Consider the following 13,403-nt stretch of genomic DNA (forward strand, 5'->3'; position numbering starts at 1 on the left):
CTCAAAGTACCTCCGCCGAGAAGGAAATGACGTGGCCGAAACCTCGACACGGTCCACCCCGAACCTCGGCGCGGCCGCGGACGGGCTGTCGTCCCGCGCACGAATCTGGTTGCTGGCCGTCGCCAGCATGGATGTCCTGCTGGTCATCTCGTCCATGGTGGCGCTGAACGCCGCGTTGCCGGACATCGCCGTACAGACCTCGGCCAGCCAGTCACAACTCACCTGGATCGTCGACGGTTACACCCTGGCACTGGCATGCCTGCTGCTGCCCGCCGGCGCCGTCGGGGACCGCTACGGCCGCCGCGGCGCGCTGCTGGTGGGGATGGCTGTCTTCCTGGTCGCCTCGCTGGCTCCCACCCTGCTGGACAGCCCGACCCAGATCATCGTCGCGCGCGCCGCGGCCGGTGTCGGGGCGGCGTTCATCATGCCCGCCACGCTGTCGCTGCTCACGGCGGCGTTCCCGAAGTCCGAGCGCAGCAAAGCGGTCGGAATCTGGGCCGGGGTGGCCGGCTCGGGCGCCATCATCGGGTTCCTGGGCACCGGGGTCCTGTTGGAGTTCTTCGGATGGCAGTCGATCTTCTACGCCCTCGCCGGAGCAGCCCTGGTGATGCTTGTCCTGACCGGCACCATCGGTTCGTCGCGCGATGAATCCGCCACCCCCATCGACTGGCTGGGGGCCTCGCTGATCGGACTGGCCATCGCCGTCTTCGTCCTCGGTGTGGTCGAGGCACCTGTTCGGGGGTGGGGCGATCCGCTGGTGTTGGGGTGTCTCGCCGCCGGCGTCCTCCTGGGCGGTGGGTTCGCACTCGTCGAACTCCGCCGCCACCACCCCCTGCTCGACGTCCGACTTTTCGCCAGAGCAGATTTCGCCACCGGCGCGGTCGGCATCACGTTCCTGTTCTTCGCCAACTTCGGCTTCTTCTACATCGTCATGCAGTTCATGCAGCTGGTCATGGATTACACCCCGCTGCAGACCGCCTTCGCGCTGGCGCCGCTCGCCCTGCCGGTGCTGATTCTCAGTGCCACCGTGCATCTCTACCTTCCGCGACTCGGGTTGCGGGGCTGCGCTTCGATCGGTCTGCTGCTGCTGGCCGGGGGGCTGTTCCTGATGCGCTTTCTGACCGCGGACGCCACGTTCCTCGACCTGGCCTGGCCGCTGCTGGTCATGGCCTGCGGAATCGGCATCTGCACGGCGCCGACGACGTCGGCGATCATGGGCGCCGTGCCCGACGAGAAGCAGGGCGTCGCATCGGCGGTCAACGACGCCACCCGTGAGATCGGCGCTGCAGTCGGCATCGCGGTGGCCGGGTCGATCCTGGCCGCGGTGTATCACGGAGCGCTGACACCGCATCTGAGTCCGTTTCCCGCCGAGATCCGCGACAGCGCAACCGACTCGCTGGCGTCGGCGCTGCGCGCCTCGGAGCTGATGGGTCCGCAGGGCGAGCAACTGGCCACGCTCGCCCTCGACGCCTTCATGCAATCGATGGACCGGGCGCTGCTCGTCATGGCGGTGGTGATCGCCGCCGCTGCGGCGTTCGTCGCGGTGTGGTCGCCCGGGCGGGACGGCCGCCAGGCCGGCTTCATCCGGCGTATGCGCCGCCGGGGGGCTCACCGCGCGTCCGGTCCGGCGAGTTCAGCGCAGACCGGCACCGGACCGTAAGCTCGGCAGGCGTGCACCTGCTGCTGGTCAACCCGAACTCCACCGCCTCGATGACGGCCGCCATCGCAGCCAGCGCGTCCGCGGTGGCCCGGCCCGAAACCGTCGTCGAGGCCGTCAACCCCGCCGCCGGGCCGCCGAGCATCGAGACCGAGCAGGACGAACAGCGTTGCGTTCCAGGACTTCTCGATCTGCTCCAGCAGTCCCAGCGACGGCCTGCTCACCTCAGACCGCACGTGTGTGTGGTGGCCTGCTTCGGCGACCCCGGCCTCGAGGAAGCGCGCGCGATGCTGGATGTCCCGGTACTCGGCATCGCGCAGGCCGCCATGCACGCCGCCGCGCTGACCGCGGGGACATTCTCGGTCGTCACGTCGATGTCGTCGACCACGTCGCGGGCGTGGCAGTTGGCCAAGTCGTACACCCCGCACCAGTGCGCCGGGGTGCACGCGTGCGACATCCCGGTGCTGCAGATCGACTCGGACCCCGCCTCGATCAACCCGATCGGCGACCTGTGCGAGCGGGCGCTGGCCGAAGACTCCAGCCGGGCGATCGTGCTGGGCTGCGCCGCGATGGCGCCCTTCGCCACGTCGCTGTCCCGACGTCTGGGCGTTCCGGTCATCGACGGCGTGGTCGCCGCCACAGTCCTGGCCGAGGCGCTCGCTGTGTTCAGCTGACGAATTCGGCGGCCCGGTGTCCGATCATCACGATCGTCGCGTGCGGACCACGACTCGGGATGCGCGGCAGCACGGAACCGTCGATCACCCACAGTCCTCGGACACCCCGCACGCGGCACCGGCGGTCGACGACGGCGGTCTCGTCGCCGTCCCGGCCCATGCGCGCCGAACCGCACAGGTGTTGCGACGTCGCCCAGAAAGCCTGCTCTTGCGCTGTGGCGCCGGCGATCTCGCGGGCCAGTCCGGTGCCGCGCCGCAGCGATTCGACGTCGGCGGCCGAGCCGTCGTAGCGGTGCTCGATGACCGGCGCCGACATCGGATCGTCCGAGACAAGCGTGATGCGCCCCCGAGACTGTGGCCGCATCAAGGTGATCCCGAGATGCGGCCGGTCTGTCGGGTCGTCCCGCCGACCTGACATCATTGCACCGAAACCGACTGTGTACGGGCGTATCTCGATACCATCGGCGGTGCTCAGCACCGCCTCCAGAGGCGGCCGCCCCTGCGTCGGCGGCCAGTTCACCGGCAGCACCCACTCCGGGTGGTCGACGGTGTCGACACCGACGGGCAGGTCGACGGTGACAGGCACCCCCGCAGCGCGCAGGACCTCCTGCGGTCCGATTCCCGACAACATCAACAGATGCGCCGAGGCGATGGCGCCGGCCGAGACGACGATGCGATCGGCAGACAGAGTGACCGCCCCGTCCGGGCCGACGCAGTCGACCGCCACGGCGCGGCCGTCACGCAGTCGGATCGTGCGTGCGCGGGTGTCGGTCCGCAGCGTCAGGTTGGGCCGGTCGAGCGCAGGCTGCAGGAAGGCTCCACCGGGTCCCACACGGGTGCCGCGCTCGATGTTCAGCGGAACCGCGCCGACCCCGGCGAACAGCGGATGCTCAGGTGACGAGCCGTTCAGATCCGCCACCCACGGGTAACCCGCTTTACCGCAGGCCGTCACGAACGATGCTGTGCAACCGTTGAATTCGGCGACACGACGCACGGTGATGGGCCCTGTCGAGCCGTGCGGCTCACCCGGGAAGTCGAGGTCGCTCTCGATCGCCTTGAAGTGCGGCAGGACATCGGCCCAGCGCCAGCCGTCGAGGTCCCAGGACTCGATGTCGGGGGGCAGCGCGCGGCAGAAGTACCCACCGTTGACCGCACCGGACCCGCCCACCACCGCGCCACGCATGATCTGCGCATGCCGGACCGGATGATCGGTCAGCGCGGTGCTGAACCGCTGCACCACGGAGCTCGCCGCTCCGATCGGCAACCGCAGACCGTCGGTGATCTGTGTCCCGACCCGCGGGTCATGGGGACCGGGACCGGCCTCGATCACCGTGACCCGGCACCGTTCGTCGGCGGAAAGCCGCTCGGCCAGCACCGATCCCGCGCTGCCCGCGCCGACGATCAGGACGTCGCTGCCGCGGCAGCCGTGGCTTCCCTGGAGATCGTCGCTGGTGATGGGTCAGGTCCGGATCTGGGGCTTGAGGGCTCCGGCGTGGCGTTCCCGCACCACCCCGCTCCAGAGCCCCAGACCGTAGGCGATGTCGTCGAGTCGTTTGAGCAGGATGTAGGTCACCAGCCCCACCCGCTTGGTGTCTTCGTCGGCGTTGCCGTTGCGGGTGACCCAGTCGAACACCCCATCCAGGACCGCGGCGACGAGCACCACGCGCCGGCAACGTCGCGACAGCACGGCGGCGATCAGCGCCACCGGCCAGTAATGCCGGCAGATCGCCGAGGACAGTTGCAGCGCTGCCGACCACAGTCCCTGCGCCGCCACGGCCGCGACCTCGATGGGCTCGGTGGGCACGCTGGACAGCGACTTCGCGATGCGCTGACCGGTGATCGCGGCAACGGCCACCGAGGCGAGGTAGCCGATCCCCGAGCCGAGGGCGACCAGCATCCACACCACCAGCGTCCACCCCGAGATCACCAGCGGAGCGGTCTTACCGGGATGCCGGATCGCCAACGGCGCCGCGGACCCGCCGTAGAAGGATTTGCGGACGAACCACTTTCGCAGTTCGGTGCGATGGTCGTGAGCCACCGTCGCGATCGGCTCGTAGCGCAGGCGGGCCCCCGCCTCGTTCAGGCGCCAGCACAGGTCGACATCCTCACCGGAGTTCATCGACTCGTCGAAGCCCCCCACATCGAGCAGCGCGGACCGCCTGCAGATGATCGCGGCACTGGGCACGTACGACACCGTGCCGAACGGGACGACCGGGGCCTCCCGCAGACCGAGGTCCAGAGAGGACCGCACCGCCTCGTAGCGGGCGACCACGCTCTCGGAGGGATGCAGCGCAACGATCCGCGGCGCCACCAGGGCCACGGCGGGGTCGCAGAAGTGCCCGAGCAGGGCCTCGAGCCAGCCGCGGCGTGGGACCACGTCGGAGTCCAGGAACGCGACGAAGTCGGTGCCACACGCGGCCAGACCCGTGTTGCGGGCAGCGGCCGGCCCCTTGCTCCGGGGATGCCGTATCACCCGGACATCGCAGTGCATACCGCTGAAGTCGGCCTCGGCGACCGGTGTCACCGATCCGTCGTCCACGACGACGACCCGCAACCCACGCAGGGCCGAAACCAGGCGGAGCAGCCCAGAAGGGTTGTCGCGCACCGGGACAACGACCGTGACATCGCGATGCGAGGGGCCGCTCAACGGGCGCGGGTGCGCGACGGTGGCGTCCAGCAGGGTCCGGGCGAGATGCGCGCTGAGCGCGTCGTGGACCTCCAACCGGCCGCCGTTGAGCATGGTCTGGGCGGCCGGCGCGAGCCGAAGCAGCCGGGTCGGCGAACCTCCGAGCAGCGCGGCACCTTCGCCGAGCACCCGGACCCGCCGGTCCACCTGGACGGCGAATCCGTCGGGAAGCCGCGGCCCGGTCATCTCAGCATCCCCTCGCGGTCGGGCGTCCATCGACGAACCCGTTCGACGCAGCCGTCAACCATCTCAGCAAAGATCCGCCCCCCGTCTTCGGCCGTCGCTGTGGTCGGGTCCCCGAGCACCCCCAGCGAACTGACGGCGGCGACGCCGCCACGGCGCATCGCCGGCATCAGATCGGTCAGCGGGGCCCGGTTACCGGGCACCAGTTCATCTTGCCTGACGACCTCCGGCGAAATATGTAGCAATACAGAAGTTTCGGTATGGCCGGCGTGGGCGTCGGAATCGCGGGCCGCACATGGACACCACGCGGCGTCGCGGCCCTCGTGGCGCAGCAGAGCGGCCGCGTCCCGCAGCGCCGCGACATTTCCACCGTGCCCGTTGACGAACACCAGGCGGCCGGCCCAGCGGCACGCAGAACGGGCGAATTCCACGACCAGTTTCGCCAGTGCCGGTGTGCCGATGGAAACGGTGCCGGAAAAGCCCTCGTGCTCACCACTGGCGCCGTACGCGACGGCCGGCGCGACCAGCCAGCTGGAATCCTCGTAGGCCTGCAACCGGGCAGCGAGCACGTCCGACACCGCTGCCGCGATCCGGGTGTCGGTGTCCAACGGCAGATGCGGACCGTGCTGCTCGGTGGAACCGACGGGGACGATGAGCCCGGGCCTCTGCGTCGACGTTGTGTTCTGCAGCTGCCTCGACGTTGAGATCCCAAGCTCGTTGGGGAAAGCCACGCGACGATGGTAGGCCGAATTCACCTGCTGTGCGCCGGATGTTGCCGCATGAGGACTACCGGATTTCGCGCTGGCGATCCCCGCCGGCGGTCCGGGGTTAACGCCCGTCTCCTGCGCCCCGTCTGTATCAGACACCCAGGGTGCGGGTGAAGCCGTCCGGGACCAGCACGTCGTCGGGATTCAATTCATGGATCGATGACTTACCGAGCCCCATCAGCGCGGAGTCGATGCCACCCCGCATGATGTCCAGAACGTTCTCGACGCCGGCCTGACCGTTGGCCGCCAGGCCCCACAGATACGCCCTGCCGATCATCACCGCGCGGGCGCCCAGAGCAACGGCCTTGACGACATCGCTCCCGCGGCGGACGCCACCGTCCAGCAAAACCTCGACCTGGTCTCCGACCGCCTCGGCGATCGCCGGAAGACAGCGAATGGCCGCCGGAGTTCCGTCGATGTTGTTCCCGCCGTGGTTGGACACGGTGATCGCCGAAACGCCCGCGTCCACAGCCCGTTTCGCGTCGTCGACCCTGACCGTGCCTTTGAGCAGGAACGGACCGCCCCACTGTTCGCGTAACCAGGCGACATCTTCCCAGGTAGGTGGCGGTGTGCCCATCCACTGTCCGTACGCCTCGAAGAACGTGGGACCGGCCTCGCCCGGCCTGCCCTGGTTGGGCACGCGCAGATCCGGCGGACGCAGGTGCTTTCCGAAGCTCCACAGCCAGCCCGGCTTGGTGATCACCTCCGGGGACATCTTGATCATCGTCTTGAGATCCATGCGCTCGGGGATCTTCGGACTGCCCCAGTCCCGGCCGTGCGCGAAACTCCAGTCGGTGGTCAGGATCAGGCCCTTGGCCCCGGCCGCCCGGGCGCGCTCCATCCGGGCCAGGATCTCGTCGCGGCTGCCCAGCCAGTAGATCTGGAAGAAGATCTTGTCGTTGACCGCGACGACCTCTTCCATGGGCTTGCTCGCGAACGAGGACAGCCCCATCGCCGTCCCACGCGCCGCGGCGGCCCGCGCGACGGCGACCTCGCCCTCGGGGTGCACTGCCTGCACGCCCGTCGGCGAGATGATGACCGGAAGCGAAATGTCCTGCCCCATCACCGTCGTCGCCATGTCGCGCTTCTCGGTCGCTCCGATGACATGCGGCGCGAAGCCGAGTTCACCGAACGATTCGACGTTGTCGGAAACCGTCACGCCCTTCTCCGACGCCGAGATCAGCGACGAGTAGGCCGACTTCGGGAGGCGTTTCTTCGCCCGCTGCTGAGCGATGGCGACAGTCTCGAACCAGGTATCACGTGCCATGAGGAACTCCGAACTACACAGGGCTTTCGTTGCAGAACTTCTTCGGGGGCGCGCTGAGCAGTGTCAGCGGAACCGGCCCGGAGGCCTTGCGACCGCCCGAGCGGGAATGGTCGACGCTGGACTTGGGCTTGTCGCGCTCACGGGCGAGCGCAGGCTCACCGTAGCCCTGGACGCATTCGGGGTCGGGACCGTCCATCGGCAGCCCGGTGAAGAACTTGGCCGCCATGCACCCACCCCGGCAACTGTCGTAGTGCCCGCAACTACCGCACGCGCCGGCGGACTGCGGCTCACGCAGGTCGCGGAACAACTCGGAGTTCTGCCAGATGTTCTGGAAGCCGTTGTCGGACAGAATGTTTCCGGCAAGAAAATTCTCGTGGATGGCGAACGGGCAGGCGTACACGTCGCCCACCGGGTCGATCAGGCAGACCACGCGGCCCGCCCCGCACAGGTTCAGCCCGGCCAGCGCGCCGGGCTCGCCCAATCCGGACAGGTGGAAGAACGAGTCGCCGGTCAGCACGCCTTCACCATGGGCGACCAACCAGTCGTAGAGCTGCACCTGCTGAGCCGGCGTGGGATGCAGCTCGTCCCACACGTCGGCGCCGCGGCCCGAGGGGCGCAACCGGGTGATCCGCAGCGTGGCGCCGTACCGGTCGGCAAGCTCCTTGAAATCGTCGAGCTGGTCGACGTTGTGGCGGGTCACCACGACCGAGATCTTCGCGTCGCCGAACCCGGCGTCGCGCAGGTTCTCCAGGGCCCGCACGGCCATCGCGAACGAGCCGGGGCCGCGGACCGCGTCGTTGACCTCGGCCGTCGCGCCGTCGAGTGAGATCTGCACGTCCACGTAGTCACTGGCGGCCAGCTTGGCGGCCACCTCGGGGGTGATCCGCACGCCGTTGGTGGAGAATTTGACGCCGACATGGTGCTCGGTGGCGTAGTCGACGAGCTCCCAGAAGTCCGATCGCACGGTCGGTTCGCCGCCGCCGATGTTGACGTAGAACACCTGCATGCGTTCGAGCTCGTCGATGATGTCCTTGCACTGCCGGGTGGACAACTCGCGGGGGTCACGCTTGCCCGACGAGGACAGACAGTGCACGCACGACAGGTTGCAGGCGTAGGTCAGCTCCCAGGTCAGGCAGATCGGAGCGTCCAAGCCCCTTTCGAACTGGTCGACCAGACGGGGTACCGGTGCAGTGACAGTCATTGATCCTCTTCCGCAACAAGCATTTTCGACTGGGCCAACACGCCCAGCGCGTGCAGGTAGGGGGCCTGCGCGTCGTCATCGACCCCGGCGGCCCGGCAGGCGGAGCGAACGTCGGGGTGATCAGCCAGCAGGTTGACCACCTCGACGATCGTCCGGTTCTTCAGGAACGAGAGCTTGCGGGTCCCGAAGTGATAGAGCAACGCGCCGAACGGCTCGGGCCGGACGGCCACCTGCGGGTGCAACCGCCAACGTCGGTCCGGGTCGAACGAACCCTTCGAGGTTTCGGTGTTCACGATCGGCGCGCTCACGCTCAGTAGACCCCGCACATCCCGTCGATCGACACTTCCTCGACCAGGCTCTCGGCCACCAGCTCGTCGGCCTCGTGCTGCTGATTCTGATCCATCGATTCCCGCCTTTCTGCTCGACTTTGTGATGCAGGTCGCAATAATATGGCATCGGGTGCCTAAACGGAAGGGTGGTGTGCGATGCCCGCTGCCAAGGCGCGTGTGGGCCGACGGCGATCCACGAGCTGGGAGCACATCAGCGACGTGGCGATCGACCTGTTCATGGCCCGTGGTTTCGACGAGGTCAGCGTTGACGACGTGGCCGCCGCGGCCGGAATCGGCCGTCGCACCCTGTTCCGCTATTACCCGTCGAAGAATGCGCTGCCGTGGGGTGACTTCGACGCCCACCTCGACCACATGCGCGCCCTGCTCGACGCGCTCGAGCCCAGCGTGCCGATGCGCGACGCGCTGCGCACCGCGCTGTTGGCATTCAACGAGTTCGACGACACCGACCGGCACCGCGAGCGCATGCGGTTGATTCTGCAAACCGAAGCGCTGCAGGCGTATTCGATGACGATGTACGCCGGATGGCGGGCCGTGGTGGCCGCATTCGTGGCGGCCCGGCTCAACTGTTCGGCAGCCGATCTGGCCCCTCAGACCGTGGCGTGGACGATGCTCGGTGTCGCGCTGGCGGCCTACGAGAACTGGCTGGCCGACGAGGCGGTGGCGTTGTCGGCCGCTCTCGGCAACGCCTTCGACACCCTCGCCGCCGGCCTGTGACTGAGGCGGGCGAGACGAAGCCCGCTCCCCTCCTCCCCGTCCTTGCGCGAGGGCGCGCGTCTGCACAACGACACGTGGTCGTACCCGCAGCGCGCGCTCGCCCCACCCGCGCCCGACCCGAAATTGTTGTCGATCAGGGCGTCGGAGTTCCTCCCCCGGGCGCGACGATGGAGGTGTGAGCGCCGAACCGGATGACCACGGTCCGCGCGCACTGCTGACGCTCTACGACGAGGCCCTACCGGTCGTCTACGGGTACTTCGTGAGGCGCTGCAGTGACCGCGGAACGGCCGAGGACCTGACGTCGGAGACCTTCCTGGCGGCGATGGACGCCGCCCGCAAGCCCCATCCGCCGTCGATCTCGGTGCCGTGGCTCATCGGAGTGGCGCGGCACAAACTGGCCGACCACTACCGCAGGCGCCACGACCGATTCACGGTTCCGGTCGCCGAACCACCCGAACATGACCCGACCGACCCATGGGACACCGAACTGGACCGCCTCGTCGCCGAGCAGGTCCTCTCGCAGCTGCCCGAGCACCACCGCACGGTGCTGGCACTGCGCTACATGGACGACTGCTCGGTGCCGGAGTGCGCCGAGCTGATCGGGCGCACCGTGCACGCCACCGAGGCGTTGCTCGTGCGGGCACGTCGCGCCTTCCGAGCGCATTACCCCACGCTGGAAGGAGGAATGCCGTGAACGACGATCCACTGGATGTGCTGAGCGACGGCGACCTTCCGGTCTCCCCCGACCCCGGATTCGCCACCCGGCTGCGCGCCAGGCTCGAGGCCGCCGCGAACCTCTTCGAGCAGCAACCAGACCGAACCGAAGGAGTGATCATGAGCGGAACCGACACGGCGCTCGCCGACCTCACCACATCCACCCCGCGGCCCGCCGCCACATCCACCCCGCGGCCCGCCGCCACATCCACCCCGCGGCCCGCCGCCACATCCACTCCGCGGCCCGCCGCGGTCCCCTACCTGGCAGTCGCCGACGCCCGCGCCGCCCTCACCTGGTACCAGCAGGCCCTCGGCGCCGCGCTGATCGGCGACCCGGTCGAGATGGACGACGGCCGCATCGGGCACGCCGAACTGGCGCTGTCCGGGGGCGTGCTGTACCTGGCCGACGAATATCCCGAGATCGGACTCAAAGCGCCACGGCCACAGGAGGTCTCGGTCAGCTTGATGCTCGCGGTGCCCGACACCGACGTTGCGCTCGAACTGGCTCGGGAGAAGGGGGCCGACGTCCAGCGCGAACCGTACGAGGCGCACGGCGGCCGGAACGCCACGATCGTCGACCCCTTCGGACACCGCTGGATGCTGACCGGGCCGGTCACCGGCGCCGCGGCGCCCATCCAGCACGGCGACGTGGGTTTCGTGTCGGTGTGGACTCCGGACGCCGGGCGGGCGGCGTCGTTCTACGGCCACGTGCTCGGGTGGAGCTACGACCCGGCCACCCAGCTGGTCACGAACACCGACCAGCACATCGCCCTGTCCTCTGTCCCGGACCGGAGCACCCTGTACTGCTGCTATGCGGTGGCCGACCTCAACGGCGCACGCGACGGCATCGTCGCCGGCGGCGGCGCAGTGGGCGATGAGCGCGAGTTCGCGTTCGGCACGGTTCTCGACGCGACCGATCCGCAGGGACTCGAGTTCGCCGTCTTCCAGCCTCACACCGGTGAACCCCGTCCGGCATTGAACGGGACAGGCCCCGGCGAACTGTCCTATCTCACCTATCAGGTCCCGGATTCGGCTTCCTTCAAAGCGTTCTACAGCCGGTTGCTGTTCTGGACCTTCGAACCCGGCCGCATCGACGACGGCTGGCAGGTGACGCCGACCCATCCGATGGCGGGAGTGGCCGGCGGCAACGAGACAGCAGCCGTGGTGCCCATGTGGACCGTCGAGGACATCGACGCCGCGGTCGGCCGCGTGCGTCAGGCCGGGGGGACGGTGATCGAGGGGCCCTCAGTGCAGCCCTATGGCAAGTCGGCACTGTGCACCGACGACCAGGGAACTCGCTTCTACCTCGGCGAGCTGTGACCGATCGCCCGTGCTCGGGGCGAGATCGACATCGTGGCCGCGATTCGGCGCCGGCAGGCTAGTTTGCACAGCCTCCACGTCGATCTCGCTCCCAGCACCGGCGCGTCAGACTCGACCACGCCGAAGAACCCTCAGCCGAGGACGTCGCCGATCGGCACACCTGCGGCGATCTTCGCGCGCGTCTTCATCACCTTGCCGGGCATACCGCCGCCCACGACACCGACCACGACGCCGTCACGCTCGTAGTACGCCAGGAACTTGCGGCCGTCGTCCTCGACGATGTGCACCGTGTCGGTGGCTTCCGGTTCACCGAGGCACTGGATCTTGACGTCGTACTGGTCGCTCCAGAAATAGGGGACGGTGACCGCCGCCGAGGCCTCGTGACCGAGCATGGCCGGCACCATCGCCCGGGCCTGGTCGGCGACGTTGCTCCAATGCTCCACGCGCACTTGGCCGGCCACCACGTCGAGCCAGGACGCGACGTCGCCGATGGCCCAGACGTGTGGCGCCGTCGTGCGGCCGACCTCGTCGCAGACCACGCCGTTGTCGATCGTGATACCGCTGTCTTCCAGCCAGTCGGTGGCCGGTTTCGAGCCGATCCCGACGATGACCAGATCGGCGTCGAGCTCGGAGCCGTCGCTGAGAGCGACCTTGCGGACGCGGTCGTCACCGCTGACCTCGGCGACGCCCACGCCGCAGCGGACGTCGACGCCCTCCGCCTGGTGCAGCCGGGTGATCAGCCCACCGATCTGCTCGCCGAGCACCGAGGCAAGCGGGGCGGGCTGCGGCTCGACCAGAGTCACGTTCACGTCGAGCGCGCGCAGGCTCGCGGCGACCTCGCAGCCGATGAACCCGGCGCCGACCACCACCGCCCGGGTGGCGTCGCGTGCCTCGCTGCGCAGCGCGCGACTCTCATCGAGGGAGCGCAGCACATGGATGCCGGGCAGATCCGGGAAGGATGGAATGCGCTTGGGCACCAGGCCCGTCGCGATCACCAGCTCGTCGTAACCCAGCGTGGCGCCATCGGCCAGGGTCAACGACTTGGCCACGGTGTCCACCGACCTCGCCCCGTTACCGAGCAACACGGTGATGTTGTTGTCGGCGTAGAACTCCGCCGGCTTGAGGGTGACGTCGTCGGTCTCGGCGCGCAACACTTCCTTCGACAGCGGCGGCCGATCGTACGGCAGGTGGTTCTCGTCACTGACGATCGTGATGGCTCCGGCATACTCCGCGCGCCGCAGCTGTTCAGCCGTCCGCGCAGCCGCGAGCCCACCGCCGACGATCACCACGCCGCCTGAGCCACTCTGTCCCTCTGATGTGGTCACGTGGTGGTTTTACACGATGGCAGCGAAGCGATGTGTGCCACCCCACAGGTTGTGCCGGAGGAGACACCCCTCAGCCCGGCGCCCGGTCGATCAGGTTGGACAACACGACGATGCTCTCGCTGCGCTCGATGCTCGCACTGGCCCGGATCCGCTCGAGCGCTTCCTCCAGGTGCCGCATGTCGCGGGCCAGCACGCGCAGTATGGCGTCCGACGTGCCGGTGACCGTCGCGGCACTGACCACCTCGGGGATGTCGCGCCAGGCCGCGCGCAGTTCGTCGGGCGCAATGGTGCCTTGGCAGTAGACCTGGACGTAGGCCTCGGTGGTCCAGCCGAGCGCGTTGCGGTCGACGATCGTGGTGAAGCCGCGGATCACGCCGGCGTCGAGCATGCGGTCGACCCGCCGCTTGACCGCGGGTGCCGACAGGTTCACCCGCTGCCCGATCTCGGCGAACGTCGCCCGGGCGTGGTCGGCGAGCTCGACCAGGATGCGCTCGTCCGTCTCGTCGAGACGCTCCATGGCCACCTCACACAACGAATTGCCGTCA

Annotated in this window: 14 protein-coding genes; 5 read left to right on the forward strand and 9 right to left on the reverse strand. The window is 68.8% G+C overall.

The genetic code is table 11. From position 1 onward, the window contains the following. Window positions 1-31 precede the first annotated feature (31 nt). Both ACEWX3_RS23260 and ACEWX3_RS23265 read left to right on the forward strand, forming a co-directional pair. Window positions 32-1,660, forward strand: coding sequence for an MFS transporter (locus tag ACEWX3_RS23260; protein WP_374157807.1), 1,629 nt, complete (start codon window positions 32-34; stop codon window positions 1,658-1,660). 11 nt (window positions 1,661-1,671) lie between these two features. Beyond that, window positions 1,672-2,331, forward strand: coding sequence for an aspartate/glutamate racemase family protein (locus tag ACEWX3_RS23265; RefSeq protein WP_207065440.1), 660 nt, complete (start codon window positions 1,672-1,674; stop codon window positions 2,329-2,331). On the opposite strand, the gene mftG is transcribed toward ACEWX3_RS23265, so the two are convergent. From mftG to mftA, 7 genes are all read right to left on the reverse strand, one after another. Continuing rightward, on the reverse strand, window positions 2,324-3,787 hold the full coding sequence (mftG, locus tag ACEWX3_RS23270) for a mycofactocin system GMC family oxidoreductase MftG (protein ID WP_374159929.1): 1,464 nt from the start codon (window positions 3,785-3,787) through the stop codon (window positions 2,324-2,326). The two genes, ACEWX3_RS23265 and mftG, sit on opposite strands and share 8 nt — an antisense overlap. A gap of 3 nt (window positions 3,788-3,790) precedes the next feature. After that, window positions 3,791-5,203 carry a mycofactocin biosynthesis glycosyltransferase MftF gene (mftF, locus tag ACEWX3_RS23275; RefSeq protein WP_374157808.1) on the reverse strand — a complete coding sequence of 471 codons (1,413 nt, stop codon included), beginning with the start codon at window positions 5,201-5,203 and terminating at the stop codon, window positions 3,791-3,793. Continuing rightward, window positions 5,200-5,955: a mycofactocin biosynthesis peptidyl-dipeptidase MftE gene (gene mftE, locus ACEWX3_RS23280; RefSeq protein ID WP_207065442.1), complete on the reverse strand. Its 756-nt coding sequence runs from the start codon at window positions 5,953-5,955 to the stop codon at window positions 5,200-5,202. Before mftE ends, mftF begins: the two co-directional genes overlap by 4 nt. Window positions 5,956-6,058: 103 nt before the next feature. Beyond that, a complete protein-coding gene (gene mftD / locus ACEWX3_RS23285) occupies window positions 6,059-7,234 on the reverse strand; it encodes a pre-mycofactocin synthase MftD (RefSeq protein WP_221349471.1) in 1,176 nt (391 codons plus the stop codon). 13 nt (window positions 7,235-7,247) lie between these two features. Continuing rightward, window positions 7,248-8,435, reverse strand: a complete 1,188-nt coding sequence (mftC, locus tag ACEWX3_RS23290) for a mycofactocin radical SAM maturase (protein ID WP_207065444.1) — start codon at window positions 8,433-8,435, stop codon at window positions 7,248-7,250. After that, complete coding sequence (mftB, locus tag ACEWX3_RS23295; protein ID WP_374157809.1) at window positions 8,432-8,743, reverse strand: mycofactocin biosynthesis chaperone MftB; 312 nt, start codon at window positions 8,741-8,743, stop codon at window positions 8,432-8,434. The genes mftC and mftB overlap by 4 nt, the downstream gene beginning before the upstream one ends. A 2-nt stretch (window positions 8,744-8,745) precedes the next feature. Then, window positions 8,746-8,838: a mycofactocin precursor MftA gene (gene mftA, locus ACEWX3_RS23300; protein ID WP_207065446.1), complete on the reverse strand. Its 93-nt coding sequence runs from the start codon at window positions 8,836-8,838 to the stop codon at window positions 8,746-8,748. A gap of 82 nt (window positions 8,839-8,920) precedes the next feature. Between mftA and mftR the strand changes: the two genes are divergently transcribed. The 3 genes from mftR to ACEWX3_RS23315 all read left to right on the forward strand — a co-directional run bounded on the left by mftR (window position 8,921) and on the right by ACEWX3_RS23315 (window position 11,533). Continuing rightward, complete coding sequence (gene mftR, locus ACEWX3_RS23305) at window positions 8,921-9,499, forward strand: mycofactocin system transcriptional regulator (protein WP_207065447.1); 579 nt, start codon at window positions 8,921-8,923, stop codon at window positions 9,497-9,499. A 175-nt stretch (window positions 9,500-9,674) separates the two neighbouring features. Then, entirely contained in the window at window positions 9,675-10,193 is a 519-nt protein-coding gene (locus ACEWX3_RS23310) for an RNA polymerase sigma factor (RefSeq protein ID WP_374157810.1), read from the forward strand. Further along, a complete protein-coding gene (locus ACEWX3_RS23315) occupies window positions 10,190-11,533 on the forward strand; it encodes a VOC family protein (protein ID WP_374157811.1) in 1,344 nt (447 codons plus the stop codon). Before ACEWX3_RS23310 ends, ACEWX3_RS23315 begins: the two co-directional genes overlap by 4 nt. A 131-nt stretch (window positions 11,534-11,664) precedes the next feature. Here ACEWX3_RS23315 and ACEWX3_RS23320 read toward each other — a convergent pair whose 3' ends face one another. Beyond that, a complete protein-coding gene (locus ACEWX3_RS23320) occupies window positions 11,665-12,858 on the reverse strand; it encodes an FAD-dependent oxidoreductase (RefSeq protein ID WP_221349481.1) in 1,194 nt (397 codons plus the stop codon). 70 nt (window positions 12,859-12,928) lie between these two features. Further along, a complete protein-coding gene (locus ACEWX3_RS23325; RefSeq protein ID WP_207065451.1) occupies window positions 12,929-13,375 on the reverse strand; it encodes an Lrp/AsnC family transcriptional regulator in 447 nt (148 codons plus the stop codon). Window positions 13,376-13,403: the final 28 nt, after the last annotated feature.

It is taken from the genome of Mycobacterium sp. G7A2, from assembly GCF_041902445.1.
Taxonomy (GTDB): Bacteria; Actinomycetota; Actinomycetes; order Mycobacteriales; family Mycobacteriaceae; genus Mycobacterium.

What these genes read in the sequence shown, in the direction of transcription:
- mftF (WP_374157808.1), bottom strand. Translation starts at nt 5,203, where the DNA reads ATGACCGGGCCGCGGCTTCCCGACGGATTCGCCGTCCAGGTGGACCGG.
- mftD (WP_221349471.1), bottom strand. Translation starts at nt 7,234, where the DNA reads ATGGCACGTGATACCTGGTTCGAGACTGTCGCCATCGCTCAGCAGCGG.
- mftC (WP_207065444.1), bottom strand. Translation starts at nt 8,435, where the DNA reads ATGACTGTCACTGCACCGGTACCCCGTCTGGTCGACCAGTTCGAAAGG.
- mftA (WP_207065446.1), bottom strand. Translation starts at nt 8,838, where the DNA reads ATGGATCAGAATCAGCAGCACGAGGCCGACGAGCTGGTGGCCGAGAGC.
- mftR (WP_207065447.1), top strand. Translation starts at nt 8,921, where the DNA reads ATGCCCGCTGCCAAGGCGCGTGTGGGCCGACGGCGATCCACGAGCTGG.
- ACEWX3_RS23325 (WP_207065451.1), bottom strand. Translation starts at nt 13,375, where the DNA reads ATGGAGCGTCTCGACGAGACGGACGAGCGCATCCTGGTCGAGCTCGCC.